Genomic DNA, 22,360 nt, shown 5'->3' on the forward strand with positions numbered 1-22,360 from the left:
ACATAGAAAGTTTTGGGAAAAAAACTCTCTCGTAACGTGGGGTCGCAAGATTATAGAGAAGTCGGGGTCAAAGATCGACCCCTTTGTGTGATTTGCAGTGGGTTTAACCCGCTAAATGTTCCCGCTTCAGATACTCTTCGCTTTGCATCTCCTGCAAACGCGATAAACAGCGCTGGAACTCAAACTTGAGACGTTCGCCCTGGTAAATCTCATATAAGGGCGATGCAGCACTCACGACCAGTTTTACGTGGCGTTCGTAGAACTCATCAACCAGCGCGATAAAGCGCCGTGCCTCACTTTCCATCAACGTCGTCATGACCGGCACATCCGATAACAACACCGTGTGGAAAAGGCGCGAAAGCGCAATATAGTCGTGCTGGCTGCGAGCATCGACGCACAACGTGGAAAACGAAACCGCCAGCGTCTGGTTTTCGACGGCCAGCGTCTGCATCGGACGGTGGTTGATTTCCAGCGTCGGCGCATGTTCGCTTTTCGCGCCCGCTAACGCCAGCCACAGCTTATCCATCTGTTGCCGGGTTTCCTCATTAAGCGGCGAGAGCCATAAATGCGCCTGTGTTAACGTCCGCAGGCGGTAATCAACTCCCGCATCCACATTCATGATGTCGCAATACTGTTTGATTGCGTCGATAGCAGGTAAAAAACGCGCGCGCTGTAAGCCGTTGCGGTACAACTCGTCGGGCGGAATATTGGAGGTTGCCACCAGCGTGATACCGCGAGCAAACAGCGCTTTCATTAATCCCCCGAGCAGCATCGCGTCGGTGATATCGGAGACAAAAAACTCGTCAAAGCACAGCACATCCGTTTCTGCCTTAAAGCGGTCAGCAATCACTTCCAGCGGGTCGCTTTGACCTTGCAGAGCAGTGAGCTCTTCGTGTACCCGCAACATAAAGCGGTGAAAGTGCAGACGCTGTTTCCGCGCGCCAGGCAGACTATGGTAGAACAGATCCATCAGCCAGGTTTTCCCGCGCCCTACCCCTCCCCACATATACAGGCCCCGTACCGCCGTATGTTCTTCCGGCTCACGCTTACCCAGCAATTTGCCAAACCGTGCCATCAACCCACTCGGCTGCGGTGCTGGAAGCTTCAGCGCAGTGAGTTCTTGGTAAATGGTTTCCAGTCGATTGACCGCTTCTTGTTGTACGTTGTCGGGTTGATGGCTGCCGTCATTGAGGGCCTGGAGGTAACGCGATGTCGGGGAAAGGCTTTGCATGATGTTATTGTTATTCCTTGAGAATCGATGTGCCGTCGCTCACGGTTGACGAAAAAAAGGCCGTTCTACACTACGCGATATAAAGACGGGATTCCACTTCTACAGGATTAGCGGTTATAGTGGCATAATCAGGCGCGGGCATGGAGCCTAAAGCCAACACCCTACGGAAACAAAAGACAACGGGAGATGTTCATGACCTGGGAATATGCGCTAATTGGGTTAGTCGTCGGTATCATTATTGGTGCCGTAGCCATGCGTTTTGGTAATCGTAAATTACGCCAACAGCAGGCATTGCAGTACGAACTGGAAAAGAACAAAGCTGAGCTGGAAGAGTACCGTGAAGAGCTGGTGAGCCACTTTGCCCGTAGCGCCGAGTTACTGGATAACATGGCGGACGACTATCGTCAGATCTATCAGCACATGGCAAAAAGCTCCAGCAGCCTGCTGCCGGGCATGTCACCGGAATCCAACCCGTTCCGTAATCGTCTGGCTGAGTCTGAAGCAGGCAACGATCAAGCGCCGGTGCAGATGCCGCGTGACTATTCCGAAGGGGCTTCCGGCCTGCTGCGTAGTGGCGCAAAGCGCGACTAACTGCACATCGTTAAGAAATTTATTGGGCGCAGCGATTGCGCCCTCCGCTTCTCTTCCCGTCCCAGCTATTATTTAGTCGTTAGCCGCATTGTGACCAAACCGAAAATTCAATAACATCAAACTGTTTTGAATCATCTTCCGTTTACTCAAGGTACGAGAGCAGGATCCATGAAAAAACAAACCCAGCTGTTGAGTGCATTAGCGTTAAGTGTCGGGTTAACTCTCTCGGCGCCCTTTCAGGCCTTTGCGTCGATACCAGGCCAGGTCCCCGGTCAGGCAGCCCTCCCCAGCCTCGCCCCAATGCTGGAGAAAGTGTTACCTGCCGTCGTGAGCGTGAGAGTCGAAGGTACGGCCACTCAGGGGCAGAAAGTCCCGGAAGAATTCAAAAAGTTTTTTGGCGATGAACTGCCCGATCAACCCTCACAGCCTTTTGAAGGGCTAGGGTCGGGGGTCATCATTGACGCCGCAAAAGGGTACGTGCTGACTAATAACCATGTTATTAACCAGGCACAAAAAATCAGCGTCCAGCTAAACGATGGTCGTGAATTCGACGCCAAGCTTATCGGTAGTGACGATCAAAGCGATATCGCGCTGCTGCAAATTCAACATCCCAGCAATCTGACGCAAATTGCCATCGCCGACTCCGACAAGCTACGCGTAGGTGATTTCGCGGTAGCCGTCGGCAACCCGTTCGGATTAGGGCAAACCGCAACGTCCGGTATTGTATCGGCTTTAGGTCGCAGTGGCCTGAACCTGGAAGGTCTGGAAAACTTTATCCAGACCGATGCCTCCATTAACCGCGGTAACTCCGGCGGTGCCTTGCTTAACCTGAACGGTGAGTTGATCGGGATTAACACCGCGATCCTGGCGCCAGGTGGCGGCAGCATCGGCATTGGCTTTGCGATTCCCAGTAACATGGCACGTACGCTGGCACAGCAGTTGATGCAGTTTGGCGAAATCAAACGCGGATTGCTGGGGATTAAAGGGACGGAAATGACCGCCGACATCGCCAAAGCGTTCAAGCTGGATGTGCAGCGCGGCGCATTTGTCAGCGAGGTTCTGCCGAACTCCGGCTCCGCGAAAGCGGGCGTGAAATCCGGTGACGTCATTACCAGCCTGAACGGCAAGCCGCTCAACAGTTTCGCTGAACTGCGTTCACGCATTGCGACGACCGAACCGGGAACCAAAGTCAAACTGGGCCTGCTGCGTAACGGTAAGCCGCTGGAGGTTGAAGTCACCCTGGATACCAGCACCTCATCTTCTGCCAGCGCAGAGATGATTGCACCGGCGTTACAAGGGGCAACGCTGAGCGACGGACAGTTAAAAGACGGTACTAAAGGCATCAAAATTGATAACGTCGAAAAAAGCAGCCCGGCAGCCCAGGCAGGCCTGCATAAAGATGATGTTATCATCGGCGTTAACCGTGACCGCGTGAACTCCATTGCCGAAATGCGTAAGGTACTGGAGGCGAAACCGTCAATCATCGCGCTGCAGGTGGTACGCGGTAACGAGAATATTTATCTGCTCTTGCGTTAAACCTGTCACGAACCGGACATCAGCCTGCCGTGTGATGTCCGGTAAACTCGTGATATGCTGCTGCCGTTCCCCTTTTTAATGACGCCGCCATCATGTTTGTGAAGCTTTTACGTTCGGTCGCGATTGGTTTAATTGTCGGCGCAATTCTGCTGGCCGCGATGCCCTCTCTGCGCAAAATAAATACGCTTTCAGCGCCACAGTTCGACAGCGCCGATGAAACGCCTGCCAGCTATAACCCAGCCGTTCGCCGCGCGGCACCAGCCGTCGTTAACGTATATAACCGCAGTATGAACAGCACGACGCATAACCAGCTTGAGATCCGTACACTCGGCTCGGGCGTGATCATGGATCAGCGCGGCTACATCATCACCAATAAACACGTCATTAATGATGCCGACCAAATCATCGTGGCTTTGCAGGATGGACGCGTGTTTGAAGCGCTGCTTGTCGGCTCCGATACGCTGACTGACCTTGCAGTGCTGAAAATCAACGCGTCTGGCGGACTGCCGACAATCCCAATCAATAACAAGCGCGTACCGCATATCGGTGATGTGGTTCTTGCCATCGGCAACCCCTACAACCTTGGACAAACTATTACCCAGGGGATTATCAGCGCCACCGGTCGTATTGGCCTGAACCCAACGGGACGGCAAAACTTCCTGCAAACGGACGCCTCGATCAACCACGGTAACTCCGGCGGTGCGCTGGTGAACTCGTTGGGTGAGCTGATGGGCATTAACACGCTGTCGTTTGATAAGAGCAACGATGGAGAAACCCCGGAAGGGATTGGCTTTGCCATACCGTTCCAGTTAGCGACCAAAATCATGGATAAGTTGATTCGTGATGGACGCGTCATTCGTGGGTACATCGGCATTAGCGGCCGTGAGATTGCTCCGCTGCACGCTCAGGGCAGTGGAATGGATCAGATTCAGGGGATTGTGGTTAACGAAGTCGCCCCGGATGGCCCGGCAGCTCAGGCAGGCATTCAGGTTAATGACCTGATTATCTCGGTTAATAATAAACCGGCTGTCTCGGCCCTAGAGACCATGGATCAGGTTGCTGAAATTCGCCCGGGTTCCGTGATTTCAGTGGTCGTAATGCGCGATGACAAGCAATTGAAGTTGCAGGTCACGATTCAGGAATATCCGAATACGAACTAAGTGAATGAAAGACGTAAAAAAACCGGAGCTCGCTCCGGTTTTTTTATCTGGCCTACGCGAATGCGTTACTTAACGAACTCTTCGCCCAGAGTGATATCTTTCTTCAGAGTGTCCAGCATGCCTTCCAGCGCATTCTGTTCAAACGCGCTCAGTTTACCGATGGACTGGCGTTCTTCTACACCGTTTTTGCCCAGCAGCAGCGGCTGAGAGAAGAAACGCGCATACTGACCGTCACCTTCAACATAAGCGCATTCTACTACGCCTTTCTCGCCATTCAGCGCACGAACCAGAGACAGACCGAAACGTGCCGCAGCCTGACCCATAGACAGGGTTGCAGATCCGCCACCGGCTTTTGCTTCGACGACTTCAGTACCTGCGTTCTGGATACGCTTGGTCAGATCAGCCACTTCCTGCTCAGTGAAGCTCACGCCTGGAATTTGTGACAGCAGTGGCAGAATAGTTACGCCAGAGTGTCCGCCAATAACCGGCACTTCAACCTCGGTCGGTTGCTTACCTTTCAGTTCCGCAACAAAGGTGTTGGAGCGGATGATGTCCAGCGTGGTTACGCCAAACAGTTTGTTCTTGTCGTATACACCTGCTTTTTTCAGCACTTCTGCAGCGATTGCAACGGTTGTGTTCACTGGGTTAGTGATGATACCAACACATGCTTTCGGGCAGGTTTTCGCAACTTGCTGTACCAGGTTTTTCACGATACCGGCGTTAACGTTAAACAGGTCGGAACGATCCATACCCGGTTTACGCGCGACACCCGCGGAAATCAGCACCACGTCAGCACCTTCCAGTGCAGGGGTCGCATCTTCACCGCTGAAGCCTTTGATTTTCACAGCAGTAGGGATGTGGCTCAAATCAACAGCCACACCAGGTGTTACTGGAGCGATGTCGTACAGGGAGAGTTCTGAACCTGAAGGCAGTTGGGTTTTTAACAGTAATGCTAGCGCCTGACCGATACCACCAGCAGCGCCGAGGACTGCAACTTTCATCCTAAACTCCTTATTATCTTGATAAGCAAAATGTCTATTGCTCCGCGGCGGCGACCTTAATTCACAAATCCAATGAATTCAATAACCACGCGTCAAGAATGCGTAGTCACGCAAATTTGGCTTTTATGCATTTAACTTACGTAAAATAAAACCTAAGTTACGTAATTCAAAACCACACGCACAGTAGAGCAACTTTCCAACAGGTGCTGACAATATACCTTACCGCCCTCTCAAAACAACATCAATTTGATAACATTTGATTTACTTTTAATCTTATTTGCGAGCCGTGACACAGGCATGTTTCTTGATAACGAAATTTGATAAAATTCCGCTCTTTCATAACATTATTTCAGCCTTGAACAAGGCAGACTGTTTGCATAAAAATTCATCTGTATGCACAATAATGTTGTTTCTACTGCCATATTACGGGTGACTTATGCGAAGCTCGGCTAAACAAGAAGAATTAGTAAAGGCGTTTAAAGCGCTACTCAAAGAAGAAAAATTCAGCTCTCAGGGCGAAATCGTCATCGCGTTGCAGGAGCAGGGCTTTGATAATATCAATCAGTCCAAGGTTTCACGCATGCTGACAAAGTTTGGCGCCGTGCGTACCCGCAATGCAAAAATGGAGATGGTGTACTGCCTCCCGGCAGAACTGGGTGTACCCACAACCTCCAGCCCGCTGAAGAATCTGGTCTTGGATATCGACTATAACGATGCTGTCGTGGTGATTCATACCAGCCCTGGCGCTGCACAGCTCATTGCACGTCTGCTCGACTCATTGGGTAAAGCAGAAGGTATTCTGGGAACAATCGCTGGCGACGACACCATCTTCACCACCCCGGCCACGGGTTTTACGGTAAAAGATCTGTACGAAGCGATTCTTGAACTGTTCGAACAAGAGCTGTAATGCCTTTCCCCGTCGCACATCGTGGTGGCGGGGAAAAACCTGCCGTTTTCATTCCCTCCCTCTATCATTCACTACCAATCATTTAACAAATAGTGCGTTTCACCGTCAAAATGCATTCACACAGTGAATGATAAGCATGAAAAACGCACAATTTGCAAAATTACGTATCTAAATGAATTTATTAAGTTTATTTAAATTCACTTGCCAAAAAATGAGTTTTTAATTCCATACAGTTATAAAAAATACATTTCTTAACACCTAATAACGCCAGAAACCATTAGCGTGGTATTAATTTATCGAGTGATTAGTGTATACTTGATTTTGTGATGAGGGTCACGAAACAAAGACCCCCAATAAAAGAATTCGACGAGGTAAATATCATGAAAATCAAAACCACTGTTGCAACATTAAGCCTTCTTTCCGTTCTCTCTTTCGGCGCAAGCGCAGCCGTGAATCAGGTGAACGCACAAGAAGCACAGAATCTGCAATCCATGGGCACTATCTCTGTATCTCAGATCGGTAGCTCACCAATGGATATGCGCCAGGAAATCGTTGCTAAAGCTGAAAAAGCAGGCGCCAGCAGCTACCGCGTGACCGAACTCCGTGAAGGCGCTCACTGGCACGCAACGGCAGAACTGTACAAATAAACCCTCGTCGTCTAGTCCGACGACTTGCCCCCGCCTGTCGGGGGCTTTTTTATGTCTTACTTCGCATGGCGAACATTAAAGCGTAATTGCCCTTCCAGCTCTTCTTCCGCTTCATCAAACAGCAAAATCAGCGCGCCATACCGTCTACGTTGTTTGTCCGGCAAATGGACAAATTCAATCTCGAGCGGCAACGGCAATACTTCCCCAATGACCACCTCCCACAGAGAATCCAGGTCGCTGACCTTGTCCCGTGCCAGCCCGAAGGTGCGTGTAAACTCCCGGTAGAAATCGTTCTGATCTTCAATCTCGTCAAAATCAAACGTATAGATGTTCATCTGTAGCCACCATCCCGACACCAGTTACTCTACAGACCACCACTATGCAGGGTCTTCTATTGTCCATCGCCCAGTCGTCCCCTCTGAATAACATCACTCACATGATTCTATGGCTCCCGCACATCAGGTAAGTATAGCCATAAAAAAACCGACGCTTCTGGCATCGGTTTTTACGCTTAACTGCTGGTCAGCGCATGCTGGTATTTGTGTAGCATGCCCGTTAGCCGTTTCACTGGCTCCGTCACCTGGGGAGGGGCTTCCCACTGATTTAATTTTTCCTGATAGATATCAAGCTCCGCCAGCAGCTGACTGAAGTAACGCCGACGTTTGTCGTCATTCCCTGCAGAAATCACAAGATCGGCGGTGCGTCGAAGTTGACGATGAAACGCAGAGAGATCCTCGTTTACCGGTACTGGCGCATCGCGCAGACGCTGGTGGGCGATGATCATCGTCAGCGCCAGACGAAACTTCGCCAAATCGCCAGGGAATTTATTCATCAGTAAAAACAGTTGCTGGTAGAGCGCCGGAAGATGGTTTTCTTTGCGACGAACCACATTGGTTGTCATGGCGGAAACGGCCGCCGAAACAAACTGATTCAGAAGCACGCGACCGGTTCTGTCACGAGAGTTATCACGCACCAGCAGAATCACAAGAAACGCCAGTACACACCCCACAATCTGCCCCAGCGCACTGTCGAGGAACTGGCTGAAATGGAAGGTCATTGGGTTATCCAGCACGATAATATTAATGGTGCTGGCCAGCGCCCCCATCGATCCCAGACGCCGCTTCTGCACCTCAATCCCCAGAAAGAATCCCAGTACCGCCAGGCTCAGGCACAGTAGCAACATGCTTTGCTGTGTGTTCGGGATGATGACCAGAAAATAGAGTGCGCCGAGCGGTAACGCCGCCAGTGTGCCGTAGATAAAGTCGATCGCCACCATGCGTGGATTGGGTAAACGCATTGCCAGAGAGGTCACGACCGCGATCATCACCATTGCACCGCTTCCCGAGGTCCAGCCCGTCCATAACCAGAACAACGTACCCAGCACACAGGACAGCGTGGTACGCCAGAAATTCACCATCGCATGATGGCGTTCGGCAGATTCCACTTTCACCACCGGCTCGCCCTGCAGGATCTCTTCTTCTGTTGCACTGATTTTCGTATTACTGATCACCCCGCGTTTCAGCAACAAATAGCGTGTCGCAGCGCCGGCCCAGGTATAAATCGTCACCGGCGTTTCACGCTCGCCAGTCCAGGCAATCACCCGGCGCATCCGTTTCAATTGCTTATGGACATCCTGCGCCGTTTCCACGGGCGTCGCGAACAACTCGCGAAACGTGTCCGTAATCTGCTCCGGCCGCGTGTTCTGAATAAGATAGGTTTCACAGGATTGGGTAATCAGCGTCAGCGACAGCGTATTCAGCGCTTTTAGCCTTCGGTTAGCGCGCCCCCAGCGTGAAGATTCCATGTTCAGGTTGCTGCGCATACCTTCGAGCGCCGCCGTCCGACGTACTAAATCGCCCCAGGCCTTATCCACCTCTTCGCTGTCGCCATGCTTAATGCACAATTGCATGAGTTGGTACTGCGCCACCAGCAAACTGTCCAGTTCGAGATCGACTTCTTGCTTCACTGAACGCGGCGAAAAGAGTAAATCCGCCACGATAGCGCAGACAATACCAATGACAATTTCACTGCAACGTTCGACCGCAAACTGTGGCGTCAGCAGAGGCTCGGCCTGAATGGTAATAACGATAATCAGCGCCGTATAACCCGAAAGCCCCCATGCATAAGAGTTCTCGATCCGCACCAGCGAGGAGAGCCAGGTACAAAAACCGGCCCAGATACAGCACACCAGAATCATCAACAATGGCGCACGGATCATGCTGATGATAATAACCAGAGCAGCAATACAGCCAATGAATGTCCCGACGATACGCAACATACCGCGATAACGGATTGCGCCAGAATACGGTTCTCCACCCGCGGCAAAGGCCGGGCCAGCCGCCACTATTGCCGCCGTCAGCACCGCCCAGCGTGGTGTCTCAAGCTGAAAGTGAAAGCCAACAAACAGCGCCAGTACAATGGCGCACGCCAGTTTTACCGCAAAACGGATATGCTGATTGGCAATGGAGAAAATGCCCATCACGATTAACCAAACTCGCGCAGACGGTGCGCCATTTTACGGAAGAAGGATTCCTGGCTGGCGTCACGATCCTGTTTGCCCGTAATGACGACGGTGGCCGTGGTGCCTGCTGGCCACAATGTCCCCTGCTGTTCATCAAGGCGAATACGCACCGGTACACGCTGCGCCAGACGAACCCATTCGAGGTTGGAGTCGATGGTCGCCATGCCTTTCGCATCTTGTGTACTGCTGGCATTTGTCACGCCTGCCGCCACGCTATCGACAGTACCTTTTAATACCTTGTTGCTGCCAAGTGGCGTTATCTCAGCGCGATACCCCGGACGAACGCCTTCCAACTTCGTTTCTTCCATATAAGCCAGCACATAGAATGAGTGCTGTTTTACCAGCGCTACCGCCGTAGAGCCTCGGGTGATAAATTCACCGGAATAGACGTTAAGGTTCGTGACCCAGCCGTCGGCGGGTGCACGAATCACCGTACGTTCGAGATCCAGTTTTGCCAGATCGCGCGTTGCCTGCGCTTTCGCCAACTGGTGCAGCACGGTTTGCAGTACGTTATTGGACTGATCAATCTCTTCACGTGACATAGCTTGAACGCCAAGTCGATTACGACGACCGGCTTCCTGGCGTTTTTCCTGCGCCAGCACCTGATAATAGGCGACATCCGCTTCGGCTTGTTCGAGGGCTTTCTTGTAGCGCGGTTGGTCGATGGTGAACAGGACCTGATCCTTTTTCACCAACTGATTATCATGAATATTGACGTTCGTGATTAAGCCTGCAACGTCCGGGGCAATCGCAACGACGTCAGCACTAAAACGCGCATCACGCGTCCACGGCGACTCCGTGTAGAACACCCAGGCGCGAAAAAGGGCAATGAAGGCCAGAATGACCAGTACGACGGTCGTGGCTGTGCGGGCAAGTTTTCTTGTTAGTGTTTTCACTTCAACCTCAAACGAACAGGCGCGTTATTAAATAGAACAGACAGCAATACAGCGCGGTATTAAACAGAGCCGGATGCCAGACAAAGTCATAAATGCCAGTCGGAACCAGCACCCGGCGCACCAGCCAGAAAATCGCCAGTGACAAAAGTAATTCGAAAAATATCGGTGGGAATGAGAGACCAAACACCACGATAACGGGAAACAGACTCATGTTGACCTTGGTAGCTATAAGAGAGTGCAGATGAACGATTTTCTAGCGTATGTCACCGCAGAGAAGGGCAAGGATTAGCCAGGCGAGAGCGACACAGCCGTTATTTGAATAATAATATGTTAGCGTAACTGTTATGCTGTTATCTATATTATGTGATCTAAATCACTTTTAAGCCAGAGTGAACAATGGAACGATTAAAACGTATGTCGGTATTCGCCAAAGTCGTCGAGTTCGGCTCCTTTACGGCCGCCGCAAGACAGCTGCAAATGAGCGTTTCATCGATAAGCCAGACAGTATCAAAACTGGAAGATGAGCTGCAGGTTAAGCTGCTAAACCGCAGCACACGCAGCATTGGGCTGACTGAGGCGGGTAAAATTTACTATCAAGGCTGCCGCCGAATGCTGCACGAAGTTCAGGACGTTCATGAGCAGCTTTATGCCTTTAACAACACGCCAATCGGTACGCTGCGAATTGGCTGTTCTTCAACTATGGCACAAAATGTCCTCGCCGGACTGACCGCAAAAATGCTGAAAGAGTATCCTGGGCTAACGGTGAATCTGGTCACCGGCATCCCGGCGCCAGACTTAATTGCCGACGGTCTGGACGTGGTTATCCGCGTGGGAGCGCTACAGGATTCCAGTCTTTTCTCTCGTCGTCTGGGCAACATGCCGATGGTGGTGTGCGCCGCTAAAAGTTATCTCGCCCAGTTTGGTACCCCGGAAAAGCCCGCCGATCTCAGCAACCATTCCTGGCTGGAATATAGCGTACGCCCCGATAACGAATTCGAACTGATTGCCCCGGAGGGAATTTCTACACGCCTCATCCCACAAGGGCGTTTCGTGACGAATGATCCCATGACGCTGGTTCGCTGGCTGGCTGCAGGCGCGGGAATTGCCTTTGTCCCACTGATGTGGGTGATCAATGAGATCAACCGTGGTGAAGTAGAGATCCTGCTGCCCCGCTACCAGTCAGACCCACGTCCGGTCTACGCGCTGTATACCGAAAAAGACAAGCTGCCGCTCAAGGTACAAGTGGTGATTAACTCTCTGACAGATTATTTCGTCGATGTGGCACAGCTGTTTCAGGGGATGTACGGTCGGGGAAAAGGTAAACCAGAGGAATGATGTGTAGGCCCGATGGTACTGTTACTCATCGGGCCTACACAGAGAATCAGGCGGTACCGCCGACGGTCAGATTATCCACCTTCAGCGTCGGCTGACCCACGCCAACTGGCAGACTTTGCCCTTCTTTACCGCAAACACCCACACCGTTATCCAGCTTCAGATCGTTACCGACCATGGAAATTTGCTGCATCGCCTCAATACCTGAGCCGATCAACGTCGCACCTTTCACCGGCTTAGTGACTTTACCGTTTTCGATCAGATACGCTTCAGACGTTGAGAAAACAAACTTACCGGAGGTGATATCCACCTGCCCACCACCGAAGTTAGGCGCATAAATACCGTATTCAACAGATTCGATAATTTCCTGCGGCGTGGATTTCCCCGGCAGCATATAGGTGTTGGTCATACGCGGCATCGGCAAATGCGCATAAGATTCGCGGCGGCCGTTACCTGTCGGCGCTACACCCATCAGACGTGCATTCAGTTTATCCTGCATGTAGCCTTTCAGAATGCCATTTTCGATCAGGACATTGTACTGACCCGGCGTCCCTTCATCATCAATAGCCACGGAGCCACGGCGATCCGCCATTGTGCCGTCATCAACGACTGTGCACAGTTCAGATGCCACCAGCTCGCCCATATGGCCGCTGAAAACAGAGGTGCCGCGACGGTTAAAGTCGCCTTCCAGACCATGACCGACCGCTTCATGCAGCAGAACGCCAGGCCAGCCCGCGCCGAGTACCACCGGCAGCGTACCCGCAGGCGCAGCTACCGCAGACAGATTCACCAGCGCCATGCGCACGGCCTCTTTCGCCCACGCGTCGGCACGGACTTCGCCATCGAGAACGCCAAGGAAGAAATCATAGCCAAAGCGACCGCCGCCACCGCTGGCGCCACGCTCACGTTTACCGTCCTCTTCGACCTGCACGCTAACGGACAGACGCACTAAAGGACGGACATCTGCCGCCAGCGTACCGTCAGTTGCCGCCACCAGGATCAGCTCGTAGACCCCCGTCAGGCTTGCCGTCACTTCCTGTACGCGTTTATCTGCCGCACGGGCAACGCGATCAACACGACGCAGAATGTCCAGCTTCTCTTCACGGCTCATGCTCTGTAAAGGATCAACAGAGGTGTAGAGCGCAGGATGCTCAACGGCGCCCAGCGTTTTTACTTTGCCATCGCCACTGTCACGCACGATTGTACGAGCCGCATGTGCGCTTTGTTCCAGCGCCAGCAGGCTGATCTGATCGGCATAGGCAAATCCCGTTTTTTCTCCGCTGATGGCGCGTACGCCAACGCCCTGGTCGATATTGTAAGAGCCATCTTTAATGATGCGGTCTTCTAAAACCCAGGATTCGTGATAGCTCGACTGAAAATAGAGATCGCCGTAATCAAGACGGCGTTCGGCCAGTTGGCCCAGAATGGCAAACAGATCCTGATGTTTCAGGCCATTCGCCGCTAGCAATTGTTCACTTACCAGGTTCAGACTCATCGTTTTGGTTACTCATTTAATTCTGCCGGGTGACGACGAAAGCGCCTTACCCGGCCTACTTTGTTAGGCTGCACCAGGCCGGATAAGCGTAACGCCATCCGGCATGACTATGTAGTGAGATTGGGGCAATTACTTGCCTTCGTCAAATCATTGCTGGCTTTCTTTTCGCGGCTGGCGCAGGACTTCGTTAATCTGCGGCTTATCGACCGGACCGGTGATTCGATAGCGTAAAATCGAGACTTTGCTCCACAAAGGTCCCAGCACTTTACTGGCTGCAAACACCGCAGCACCGACAATTGGGTTGACGGCAAATGCGGCAGCAACACCCACGGTCGCGGAGATTTCAGGCGCCACGACGGCTTCCATATCCAATTCACGACGCACCAGGTTCACCGAGCCTTTCATGGCGATATCCGCTTCCAGGCCATCCACCAGCGTATCGTCAGTATGCATCACGCCATCTTTGATCCATGCCGTACTGCGAATGGAGTCAAAATAAAAGCCTTCGCTAAACGTATCGCTAAAATCAAAACGCAGTTTACGTAACAGCGCATCAAAGCTTAGTAGACGTAACAGTTGTCCTGCATGACCCGTGCTTAACTCCGTCAACTCACCTTTCCCCAAACGGGTTCGCAGAATACCATTCAGCGAAGCCTCATCAGGATCCCAGGGGGGATTACGCCAGTGCAGATCGTATTCCACATTAAACGAAGAATTTCGAATCGGGGTGGAGACACCAAAGAAGCTGACGGCAGAGTCGATTTTGTTACCGTTCAGTTTTCCTTTCAGTGATGTACGCTCTTTGCCAGGCACGTTAACCCATTCACCGTCTGCGGTGAGTCTGGCAAAGCCCGTATCCAGCAGACCATTGCTTAAGGTTAGCGTGTCGCCTTTCACCGCCACATCGGCGTCGATGCGCCCGTATTTCTGGCCCCACAACCAGCACTCAGCGCAGCGTAACTGCACATCTGGCCAGCCACGGAAGCTGACTCTGTCGATGGTAGAAAACGGCGAAGATGGCGTGGTATTCGGTTCTGGCTTCGTGGCGCTCGGGTTGTAATACAGGTACTTAACCAACGCATTCCACGGTGCGTTATTGCGCATGGTCAGCGTCGCGTTGATCTCGCGTCCCTGCGCCTGCACGGTAGCGCCGTTTAGCGAAGGTTCAGACACAATACTCAGGTTGTTCCATTGCTGGCCGCCCAGAGACAATGACGGCGTGCGTATTGCAACACGCTGAGGGAAATTCGCGTTTGTCCCCACGTTATCCGCCGCGCCTTTCTGGAACAGCGCCAGCCATTGCGCACCATCCATAGGTGGAAGGTTGAGTTCGATCCCTTGCTGGTCAGGCAGAGCGGGCACGGTACGACTTTCAGAAGTCCAGATGGCACGGTCAAGCGTCAGTTTCTGATTCAGCAACCAGCGGCTGTTAAAGTGGTTTTTGTTTCCGGCGTTACCGGTCAGTTCAAAGCTGCGCAGGTTGCCATCCGCCTTAACGTTAACCGGCAGCGACTCACCCGCCTTTTTATTCAACGGTGCAGGTAAGTGACTACTTACATTCTTCAGGTCGCCTTTAAGCTCAATGTTGTAGGTCGCCCCTGCATGATACGGAAGTTCGATACCGACTTTACCGTTCCATGCCATGCTTCCGCTCAACGCATCGTTCAACTGCGTCGGCAATATCCCCATGCGGGTAGGTTGCCAGTCGCCTTTCAGATTTACCGCAACCTGATAGGCTTTTGCGCCTTCGGTCGTGGAGAAATCGACGTTCAGAGGCTGATTAAACCAGTTTGCCGTCATCGGCTCGCTTTTAAGATCGCCATTCACAAAGCTGAATTTACCGTTCAAATCCTTCAGCGTACTGTCGAGCGGCTTAATAAACAGGCTGTTGTTACGCAGGTTGACGTCACCTTTGGCGGTGACCAGCGAACCATCCAGCGGGATATCAAGATGTAAGCGAGCATTCACATCGCCGTCAATCTGGAGCTGCTCCAGCGTGGCACCGAGAGAATCCTTCAGCGGAGTTTCATCAAAATAGGGGCCAACCGCCTTTCCTGGGCCATTGATGTCGGCATCAATCAGCAGCTTTTCTTTCGCATAGTCAGGAATATCGGCCGTCAGATTAGTGGCTTTCACTCCACCTAAATTGACGCTGTCCGTTTTCATCCACAGACCGTCATTGAGGAAGTTCAGTTCTATATCAAGGTCAGTGAGCGCAGGCCAGTCGGGCTGAAAAGCAAACTTCGCCTCGCGAAGCGGGACGAATACCTGAAACTGCCCTTCATTGTGTTTATAGGGGAATAAACGTGGGTTGCCGCCATACACCAACGTGGCGTTATCCGCTTTACCGCCCTGAATCGCACCGCTGAGATAGTCAACCAGATCCTTGCCCATCAGGTTTTCCGGGAAATAGCGCCAGGCCTGAGAACCGTCGTCAGTGCTGATCCCTGCCAGAATGCCCAGCCAGGGTTCATCACCTGCGGGTTGCAGATAGCGAAAACCGCCGCGCGCATGCACCGCTTTCGCTTTAACATCGATATTCCGCCCGTCCAGCTGAAAACCGTTGTCATTCTTCAGCCAGCTTAACGACGCCACGCCATTTTCGATTTCCAGCGGTGCGCGAAAGACGGTTTCATAGGGCATTTTCGCCTGTTTCATGGAAGCCGTAAGCGCACCATTCTCAACGCTCCCGGTCAGCGTACCGGAGAAATGTTCTGCACCCGGTAACAGTTTCCACTGTTTCCAGGCCAGGTTCGTCCATGTGGACTGAAAGCGGGTTTTTTCGGTCGCCTGGAGTGGGATATCGAGCGCCAGCACATCAATCTTGCCACTCGGTTGCGTGGCCTGCCAGATCTCGCCCAGCGCCGGAGATAGCTTTGCCGCCATTGGGCGCAGTCCTTCTAATCCCGCTAACTCCAGATTACTGGCGCGGATGCGTAATTCATCGCTGCGTTTGTTATTCTCCCCACAGACTTCCTGCTCCGGGATCCAGGCGAGAGTTAATGCACCACTCGGCCAGGGTTTGCCATCCAGGGTTATCCGTGTATCGGGAATAGAAAATTGCCAGCCAGGCTGTTCACGGCTGATATGCGCGGTCAGGTTATCAACCGAAAGCGTATGCGTATGGTTATCACCCAGCCAGCTTGCGCCACCTTTCTTCAGCCAGACATCGCCGCCGGAGATTTCACCTTTACTGAGGGTCATCCACCCTTCCAGGCTAAAGCGCGCGGTTTGCAACGCGACATTGTCCTGCATCCATTTTCCCAGCCACGGTTTTACGTCAATGCCATCAGCCTGCAGCCAGACCCGACCATTATTCAGCAGTCCGTCATCATCACGCAGATCCATTCGTACCTGCATGACGCCATGCTGCCCGGTCAAACTGGAAAGACTGACCTGACCTTCCGCGCGATGCCTGTTTTTACCATTCAGCCAGGTAAGTTGGGGGATCGCCAGTTCAGCGCGCTGGCCTGACAGGGTCAAAAAACTGATCTGGCTATCACGTAGATCGAAATGATCGAATTGCCGAAGAAAAAGATCGCTGATGCGGCCAGTTTCAATCCCTTCACCGCTTTCACTGCGCTGGATGGGCGTATTGGTGCGCAGTTGCAGTTGCCAGAAAGTGAGGTCGCGAAACTGCCAGCGCATGTGCAGCAAGCTTTGCCAGACATCCAGCGCCAGCGTGACGCGCTTTACCGACAATTCACCGCCATCTTTTAGCTGCGCATGGATATCGCGCGCTTCAAGCGTAGGACCAAAATTTTGCCAGTTGGCGGAAAGCTGGCTGGCAGAAACAGGCATGCCAGTGGCGGATTCAATCTTATCAAGGAGGGTCGGACGCAGACTGTCCAGATGAGGCAGGGCAAGGCGCAGCCCACTCACCAGCAGCGCTGCGATGACAACGAATGCGGCTCCAGTGAGCAGTAATATCCCCGGCAATCGCCTCACGCGCCTCTCCTTGTCTGCCAAAAAATGTGACTCACGAACCTGAAGTGATATTTGCCGGATGGCAGCGCTTGCGCCACATCCGGCTTACAGACGCTGATTCCGCAGGCCTGATCACATCATAACCACGTCGAACTGCTCCTGGTTATAGAGCGGCTCGATTTGTACTTTGACCTGTTTACCGACAAAGATTTCCACTTCCGCCAGCGCATGAGATTCTTCGCCTTTCAGGGTTTCAGCCACTGCCGGAGAAGCATAGACCAGGAAACGATCCGAATCATAAGCATGATGCACGCGTACGATTTCACGCATGATTTCATAACATACGGTTTCCACCGTTTTCACCGTACCGCGCCCGTGACAGGTCGGACACTCATTGCACAGCACATGCTCCACACTTTCGCGCGTACGCTTACGTGTCATCTCCACCAACCCAAGTTGGGAGAAACCGTTGATGCTGGTTTTTACGCGATCCTTACTCAGCGCCTGCTCCAGAGAGTGCAGTACCCGACGGCGATGGTCTTCATTATTCATGTCGATAAAGTCAATAATGATGATCCCGCCCAGGTTACGCAGACGCAGTTGACGCGCGATAGCCTGAGTCGCTTCGATATTGGTATTAAAGATAGTGTCGTCGAGATTACGATGTCCAACAAACGCGCCGGTGTTGATATCAACGGTAGTCATGGCTTCCGTTTGATCGATAATCAGGTACCCCCCTGATTTCAGCTCAACTTTACGTTCCAGCGCACGTTGAATTTCATTTTCTACATCAAAGAGATCGAAAATGGGCTGGCGTCCGCTGTAGTGTTCCAGCTTACTGGTCATCTCCGGGATGTATTCCGCTGTAAACTCCAGCAGCGCCTCATAGGTCAGACGGGAGTCTACACGGATTCGGTCAAGCTGCGCGTCGGCAAAATCACGCAGGACGCGCTGCGCCAGCGCCAGCTCTCCGTACATCTGGTAGCGTGTTTGCGGGCGCTTTTTGCGCTCCATGACTTTCGTCCAGACGCGCTTAAGATAAGCCGCATCGGAGGCCAGATCCTCTTCACACACCCCTTCTGCCGCCGTGCGAATAATAAATCCGCCCTGCTCGTCGCAGTAATCAGCCACCACTTTTTTCAGGCGCTCACGCTCTGTTTCGCTTTCGATACGCTGGGAAACCCCAACGTGTGATGCGCCGGGCATAAAAACAAGATAACGGGAAGGCAGCGTGATGTCTGTCGTCAGGCGTGCGCCTTTAGTGCCAAGCGGATCTTTTACCACCTGCACCATCAGGTCTTGCCCCTGACGTACCAGCTCGGAGATGTCGCGCACGGTAAATTGCTTTTGCTCTTCACCGGCCACACATTCGGTGTGCGGCATGATATCTGAAGCGTGAAGAAATGCGGCTTTATCCAGTCCAATATCTACAAAAGCCGCCTGCATACCCGGAAGTACACGACTTACACGACCTTTGTAGATATTGCCTACGATTCCGCGTCGCGCCTCACGTTCAATATGAATTTCCTGCAGAATACCGCCATCAATGTACGCCACACGTGTTTCCGATGGCGTTACGTTTACCAACAATTCAGCCGTCATGTTTATCCCTTTTCTCACGCAGTGCGTTAAAATTGCTCAGCAACTCATACGTTTCTACCAGCGGTAAGCCGACTACGGCGTGATAGCTGCCATTTATCTTCCTGACAAAACAACCACCCAACCCTTGAATACCGTATGCACCTGCTTTATCCATAGGCTCACCGCTGGCTACATAGCTCGCGATGTCCTCATCTGTTAGTGCTCTGAATGTCACTTCCGTCACGACCAGGCAGTCCAGACTGTGCTGGCGATCGGCTAATGCCACTGCCGTCATCACCTGATGCGTTTTGCCTGACAATTTACGCAGCATCGCGGCGGCATGAGCAGCATCCCGGGGTTTTTCCAGCACTTCGCCATTCAGAATGACAATGGTATCCGCCCCCAACACCGGCACATCGCGCGCAGCCAGCGCAACACCGGCCTGTGCTTTCTCACGCGCCAGGCGAACGACATACTGCTGCGCACTTTCCTGCGGGTGCCGTTGCTCCTCAATTCCGGGAACCAGGCGCTCGAATGTTATGCCAAGCTGGGTCAACAGCTCCTGACGACGCGGGGAACCTGAAGCAAGATACAGAGTATTCATATCGACCTTATTGCACCGCGAACTGCTGGCGGACTTTACGCATCAGTAAGAATAGCCATGGCCAAAGCACACCATTCACTACACTACTCCAGAACACTTCGGGTCTGAAAGAGACATTGATCACTAAAAACTCGGCCCAGAAAACAATTATATCCACGACCAGTGATAACAACATGACTACCAGCGCCTGTTGCCAGAGCGCGAGGTTACGGAATAGCTGGAATTTCAGCGCGACCAGATAAGCGATGATGCTCATCGACAATGCCCGCACGCCAAGCGTGGAGCCACTAATGAGATCCAGTATGGCACCCATCACAAATCCTGTGCCCACATTTACGCGATGCGGCAGCGCCAGAATCCAGTACAGCAGGATGAGTAATACCCAATTTGGCCGGAAAACCAAAATGTCATCCGGCCAGGGCATCACTTGCAGCAGAAGTGCAATAAGGAACGAGAGCCAAATTACCCAACGTCCCTGGCTACGATAGCTTGCCACTTACTGTCCTCCCGGCTTACGCGGAGCAGGTGGCGTCGTCGTGGTATCCACAGGCGTTGAGGTGACGCCTGTCGCAGGTGCAGGAACTGGCGCAGGAGGCCCCATCGCATCCGGTGCCGGCAGAACTTGCGGCATCATTTGCATCAGACGTTCATTGGCAACACGATGCACCTCTTCCGGCGTCATCGGATTTGCGCCATTACGATCGGCTCCCCACAGCAGCAGCAGATAGCGTAAACGCTGCAAACCCGCTGTCGGACGCGCCTGAATCACCGTGTAAGCGCGCTGGGTGTCCAGCTTAACGGAGGAGACGACAGCAACCGGGTACCCTTCAGGGAAACGGCCACCCAGACCGGAAGTGACCAGCACATCGCCAACGCGGATGTCGGTATTGGCCGGCAGGTGTTCGAGCTGTAGATCGTCCGTGCAGCCGTTACCCGCAGCAATGACACGAATATCGTTACGTAAGACCTGGATCGGCAGCGCGTGGGTGGCATCGCAAATCAGCAGTACGCGACTGGTCAGTTTGGCCACGGCAACAACCTGACCTACCACACCTTTATCACTGATAACTGGCTGACCTTCGTAGACGCCGTTAACGCTCCCTTTGTCGATCACAACTTGATCGCTGTAGGGATCATTCACCGTCGAGATGACCTGCGTCACCATCTTCTGTTCGTCCTGACGCAGCGGCGATCCCAGCAGCTCACGCAAACGCGCGTTCTCCTGTTTATATTGCCCCAACATCAGCAGCTCACTGTTTTTCAGCAGCAGTTCCTGACGCAACGCCCGGTTTTCAAGTTCGAGTTGGTCACGCGATGCCAGCGTTTGCGACACGCCGTCGAGTAATTCACGGGGACCATTAGAGATAAAGTAGAAAGGACTGACGGCGGTATCCATGTACGTTCGGATTTGACTAAACGTACCCAGGCGGCTGTCGGCAATAATAACGCCGAGCGCCACCAGCACCGCCAGAATAAGGCGAATCTGTAGCGACGGGCCACGGCTAAAAATTGGCTTCATAGTCTATGCGTATTCTCGTATCAGAGCGGAAGGGTAACCCGCGGGCTACCCTACCTGCATCCGATTACTCTTCGCTGAACAGGTCGCCGCCGTGCATATCGATCATTTCCAGCGCCTTGCCACCACCACGCGCCACACAGGTCAGCGGGTCTTCAGCAACAACAACTGGAATACCGGTCTCTTCCATTAACAGACGATCAAGGTTACGCAACAGCGCGCCACCACCGGTCAGCACCATGCCGCGTTCGGAGATATCAGACGCCAGCTCTGGCGGGCACTGTTCCAGTGCAACCATTACCGCGCTCACGATACCGGTCAGTGGTTCCTGCAGCGCTTCCAGAATCTCGTTTGAGTTCAGGGTAAAGCCACGTGGAACACCTTCAGCCAGGTTACGACCGCGAACTTCAATCTCGCGGACTTCGTCGCCCGGATAAGCAGAACCGATTTCGTGCTTAATACGTTCTGCAGTCGCTTCACCGATCAGAGAGCCGTAGTTACGACGGACATAATTGATGATAGCTTCGTCGAAACGGTCGCCACCGATACGCACGGAAGAGGAGTAAACCACGCCGTTCAGGGAGATAACGGCAACTTCAGTGGTACCACCACCGATATCCACAACCATAGAACCGGTTGCTTCAGAAACGGGCAGACCCGCACCGATTGCAGCCGCCATCGGCTCTTCGATCAGGAAAACTTCACGCGCGCCTGCGCCCTGAGCGGACTCACGGATCGCGCGGCGTTCAACCTGAGTTGCTCCAACCGGTACACACACCAGCACGCGCGGGCTTGGGCGCATAAAGCTATTGCTGTGCACTTGTTTGATAAAGTGCTGAAGCATCTTTTCAGTCACGAAGAAGTCAGCGATAACGCCGTCTTTCATTGGGCGAATGGCAGCAATATTGCCCGGCGTACGACCCAGCATCTGCTTCGCATCATGACCTACTGCAGCCACGCTTTTCGGCGAACCGGCACGATCCTGACGAATGGCCACAACAGAAGGCTCATTCAATACGATGCCTTGTCCTTTTACATAAATAAGGGTATTCGCGGTACCCAGGTCAATGGACAGGTCATTGGAAAACATGCCACGAAATTTTTTCAACATACTAAGGGATAATCCTGAAAGCTGGGGCGGAAAACAAAATCCGCTTACTTTACCAACCACACGCAGCAGCGACAAGGCGCAAAAATCATCTGCTACGGTGAAAATTAGTGCAGTTCGTTTCCTTTGTTACAAAATCGGCCTGAGTCCGTCAGGGCTGAATAAATCAGCAGCACTCCTCGCTTTTGTTTGCAACCTGTCAAAGGTCATTCACCTGCATGTTTGCTATTACAACCTGGCGAGCAGACAAGCACACCCCCAGAAGGCACAGCGCGCGTTATTCTACGTGAAAACAAATTAAACGGCA

The 22,360-nt window shown here is 52.7% G+C and carries 20 protein-coding genes; 7 read left to right on the top strand and 13 right to left on the bottom strand.

Features of this window, described 5'->3' with window-relative positions; genetic code table 11:
* Positions 1–103 precede the first annotated feature (103 nt).
* Positions 104–1,231, bottom strand: a complete 1,128-nt coding sequence (gene zapE / locus N7268_RS03105; RefSeq protein WP_260861760.1) for a cell division protein ZapE — start codon at positions 1,229–1,231, stop codon at positions 104–106.
* Between the two features lie 192 nt (positions 1,232–1,423).
* Between zapE and zapG the strand changes: the two genes are divergently transcribed.
* The 3 genes from zapG (at position 1,424) to degS (ending at position 4,518) form a co-directional block, all read left to right on the top strand.
* A complete protein-coding gene (zapG, locus tag N7268_RS03110; RefSeq protein WP_198905522.1) occupies positions 1,424–1,822 on the top strand; it encodes a Z-ring associated protein ZapG in 399 nt (132 codons plus the stop codon).
* A gap of 168 nt (positions 1,823–1,990) precedes the next feature.
* A complete protein-coding gene (gene degQ / locus N7268_RS03115) occupies positions 1,991–3,358 on the top strand; it encodes a serine endoprotease DegQ (RefSeq protein ID WP_260861761.1) in 1,368 nt (455 codons plus the stop codon).
* A 92-nt stretch (positions 3,359–3,450) separates the two neighbouring features.
* Positions 3,451–4,518, top strand: coding sequence for an outer membrane-stress sensor serine endopeptidase DegS (degS, locus tag N7268_RS03120; protein WP_198905519.1), 1,068 nt, complete (start codon positions 3,451–3,453; stop codon positions 4,516–4,518).
* A 65-nt stretch (positions 4,519–4,583) separates the two neighbouring features.
* Here the strand turns inward: degS and mdh are convergent, their stop codons facing one another.
* Positions 4,584–5,519 (bottom strand): malate dehydrogenase, encoded by a 936-nt coding sequence (mdh, locus tag N7268_RS03125; protein WP_198905518.1) that lies wholly within the window; start codon positions 5,517–5,519, stop codon positions 4,584–4,586.
* Positions 5,520–5,955: 436 nt separating this feature from the next.
* Between mdh and argR the strand changes: the two genes are divergently transcribed.
* On the top strand, positions 5,956–6,426 hold the full coding sequence (gene argR / locus N7268_RS03130; protein ID WP_198905517.1) for a transcriptional regulator ArgR: 471 nt from the start codon (positions 5,956–5,958) through the stop codon (positions 6,424–6,426).
* A 380-nt stretch (positions 6,427–6,806) separates the two neighbouring features.
* Positions 6,807–7,073 carry a DUF1471 family stress response protein YhcN-B gene (yhcN-B, locus tag N7268_RS03135; protein ID WP_260861762.1) on the top strand — a complete coding sequence of 89 codons (267 nt, stop codon included), beginning with the start codon at positions 6,807–6,809 and terminating at the stop codon, positions 7,071–7,073.
* 56 nt (positions 7,074–7,129) lie between these two features.
* Here yhcN-B and N7268_RS03140 read toward each other — a convergent pair whose 3' ends face one another.
* From N7268_RS03140 to aaeX, 4 genes are all read right to left on the bottom strand, one after another.
* Positions 7,130–7,408 carry a hypothetical protein gene (locus N7268_RS03140; RefSeq protein WP_198905515.1) on the bottom strand — a complete coding sequence of 93 codons (279 nt, stop codon included), beginning with the start codon at positions 7,406–7,408 and terminating at the stop codon, positions 7,130–7,132.
* 176 nt (positions 7,409–7,584) lie between these two features.
* Positions 7,585–9,552, bottom strand: coding sequence for a p-hydroxybenzoic acid efflux pump subunit AaeB (gene aaeB / locus N7268_RS03145; RefSeq protein WP_260861763.1), 1,968 nt, complete (start codon positions 9,550–9,552; stop codon positions 7,585–7,587).
* Positions 9,553–9,557: 5 nt separating this feature from the next.
* On the bottom strand, positions 9,558–10,490 hold the full coding sequence (gene aaeA, locus N7268_RS03150) for a p-hydroxybenzoic acid efflux pump subunit AaeA (RefSeq protein WP_260861764.1): 933 nt from the start codon (positions 10,488–10,490) through the stop codon (positions 9,558–9,560).
* Between the two features lie 7 nt (positions 10,491–10,497).
* Positions 10,498–10,701 (bottom strand): p-hydroxybenzoic acid efflux pump operon protein AaeX, encoded by a 204-nt coding sequence (gene aaeX, locus N7268_RS03155; protein WP_003025177.1) that lies wholly within the window; start codon positions 10,699–10,701, stop codon positions 10,498–10,500.
* 185 nt (positions 10,702–10,886) lie between these two features.
* Between aaeX and aaeR the strand changes: the two genes are divergently transcribed.
* On the top strand, positions 10,887–11,825 hold the full coding sequence (gene aaeR / locus N7268_RS03160) for an HTH-type transcriptional activator AaeR (protein ID WP_260861765.1): 939 nt from the start codon (positions 10,887–10,889) through the stop codon (positions 11,823–11,825).
* A 46-nt stretch (positions 11,826–11,871) separates the two neighbouring features.
* On the opposite strand, the gene tldD is transcribed toward aaeR, so the two are convergent.
* The 7 genes from tldD to mreB all read right to left on the bottom strand — a co-directional run bounded on the left by tldD (position 11,872) and on the right by mreB (position 22,056).
* Positions 11,872–13,317, bottom strand: coding sequence for a metalloprotease TldD (tldD, locus tag N7268_RS03165; RefSeq protein WP_260861766.1), 1,446 nt, complete (start codon positions 13,315–13,317; stop codon positions 11,872–11,874).
* Between the two features lie 147 nt (positions 13,318–13,464).
* A complete protein-coding gene (yhdP, locus tag N7268_RS03170; protein ID WP_260861767.1) occupies positions 13,465–17,265 on the bottom strand; it encodes an AsmA2 domain-containing protein YhdP in 3,801 nt (1,266 codons plus the stop codon).
* Between the two features lie 111 nt (positions 17,266–17,376).
* On the bottom strand, positions 17,377–18,846 hold the full coding sequence (rng, locus tag N7268_RS03175; RefSeq protein ID WP_003025190.1) for a ribonuclease G: 1,470 nt from the start codon (positions 18,844–18,846) through the stop codon (positions 17,377–17,379).
* Complete coding sequence (locus N7268_RS03180; protein ID WP_260861768.1) at positions 18,836–19,429, bottom strand: Maf family protein; 594 nt, start codon at positions 19,427–19,429, stop codon at positions 18,836–18,838. The genes rng and N7268_RS03180 overlap by 11 nt, the downstream gene beginning before the upstream one ends.
* Before the next feature lie 7 nt (positions 19,430–19,436).
* Positions 19,437–19,925 carry a rod shape-determining protein MreD gene (gene mreD / locus N7268_RS03185; RefSeq protein ID WP_151217892.1) on the bottom strand — a complete coding sequence of 163 codons (489 nt, stop codon included), beginning with the start codon at positions 19,923–19,925 and terminating at the stop codon, positions 19,437–19,439.
* Positions 19,926–20,948 (bottom strand): rod shape-determining protein MreC, encoded by a 1,023-nt coding sequence (gene mreC / locus N7268_RS03190; protein ID WP_260861769.1) that lies wholly within the window; start codon positions 20,946–20,948, stop codon positions 19,926–19,928.
* Between the two features lie 64 nt (positions 20,949–21,012).
* The gene (gene mreB / locus N7268_RS03195; RefSeq protein ID WP_000913396.1) at positions 21,013–22,056 is read right to left on the bottom strand and encodes a rod shape-determining protein MreB; all 1,044 of its coding nucleotides are present in this window, start codon (positions 22,054–22,056) and stop codon (positions 21,013–21,015) included.
* Between mreB and N7268_RS03200 the strand changes: the two genes are divergently transcribed.
* Positions 22,034–22,354 (top strand): hypothetical protein, encoded by a 321-nt coding sequence (locus N7268_RS03200; RefSeq protein ID WP_198905499.1) that lies wholly within the window; start codon positions 22,034–22,036, stop codon positions 22,352–22,354. The two genes, mreB and N7268_RS03200, sit on opposite strands and share 23 nt — an antisense overlap.
* The last annotated feature ends 6 nt before the right edge of the window (positions 22,355–22,360 follow it).

This window comes from Citrobacter sp. Marseille-Q6884 (genome assembly GCF_945906775.1).
Taxonomy (GTDB): domain Bacteria; phylum Pseudomonadota; class Gammaproteobacteria; order Enterobacterales; family Enterobacteriaceae; genus Citrobacter.

What these genes read in the sequence shown, in the direction of transcription:
- tldD (WP_260861766.1), bottom strand. Translation starts at nt 13,317, where the DNA reads ATGAGTCTGAACCTGGTAAGTGAACAATTGCTAGCGGCGAATGGCCTG.
- aaeX (WP_003025177.1), bottom strand. Translation starts at nt 10,701, where the DNA reads ATGAGTCTGTTTCCCGTTATCGTGGTGTTTGGTCTCTCATTCCCACCG.
- zapG (WP_198905522.1), top strand. Translation starts at nt 1,424, where the DNA reads ATGACCTGGGAATATGCGCTAATTGGGTTAGTCGTCGGTATCATTATT.
- N7268_RS03140 (WP_198905515.1), bottom strand. Translation starts at nt 7,408, where the DNA reads ATGAACATCTATACGTTTGATTTTGACGAGATTGAAGATCAGAACGAT.
- argR (WP_198905517.1), top strand. Translation starts at nt 5,956, where the DNA reads ATGCGAAGCTCGGCTAAACAAGAAGAATTAGTAAAGGCGTTTAAAGCG.
- degQ (WP_260861761.1), top strand. Translation starts at nt 1,991, where the DNA reads ATGAAAAAACAAACCCAGCTGTTGAGTGCATTAGCGTTAAGTGTCGGG.
- mreB (WP_000913396.1), bottom strand. Translation starts at nt 22,056, where the DNA reads ATGTTGAAAAAATTTCGTGGCATGTTTTCCAATGACCTGTCCATTGAC.
- N7268_RS03180 (WP_260861768.1), bottom strand. Translation starts at nt 19,429, where the DNA reads ATGAATACTCTGTATCTTGCTTCAGGTTCCCCGCGTCGTCAGGAGCTG.
- zapE (WP_260861760.1), bottom strand. Translation starts at nt 1,231, where the DNA reads ATGCAAAGCCTTTCCCCGACATCGCGTTACCTCCAGGCCCTCAATGAC.
- aaeR (WP_260861765.1), top strand. Translation starts at nt 10,887, where the DNA reads ATGGAACGATTAAAACGTATGTCGGTATTCGCCAAAGTCGTCGAGTTC.
- mreC (WP_260861769.1), bottom strand. Translation starts at nt 20,948, where the DNA reads ATGAAGCCAATTTTTAGCCGTGGCCCGTCGCTACAGATTCGCCTTATT.
- rng (WP_003025190.1), bottom strand. Translation starts at nt 18,846, where the DNA reads ATGACGGCTGAATTGTTGGTAAACGTAACGCCATCGGAAACACGTGTG.
- N7268_RS03200 (WP_198905499.1), top strand. Translation starts at nt 22,034, where the DNA reads ATGCCACGAAATTTTTTCAACATACTAAGGGATAATCCTGAAAGCTGG.
- mdh (WP_198905518.1), bottom strand. Translation starts at nt 5,519, where the DNA reads ATGAAAGTTGCAGTCCTCGGCGCTGCTGGTGGTATCGGTCAGGCGCTA.
- yhcN-B (WP_260861762.1), top strand. Translation starts at nt 6,807, where the DNA reads ATGAAAATCAAAACCACTGTTGCAACATTAAGCCTTCTTTCCGTTCTC.
- aaeB (WP_260861763.1), bottom strand. Translation starts at nt 9,552, where the DNA reads ATGGGCATTTTCTCCATTGCCAATCAGCATATCCGTTTTGCGGTAAAA.
- degS (WP_198905519.1), top strand. Translation starts at nt 3,451, where the DNA reads ATGTTTGTGAAGCTTTTACGTTCGGTCGCGATTGGTTTAATTGTCGGC.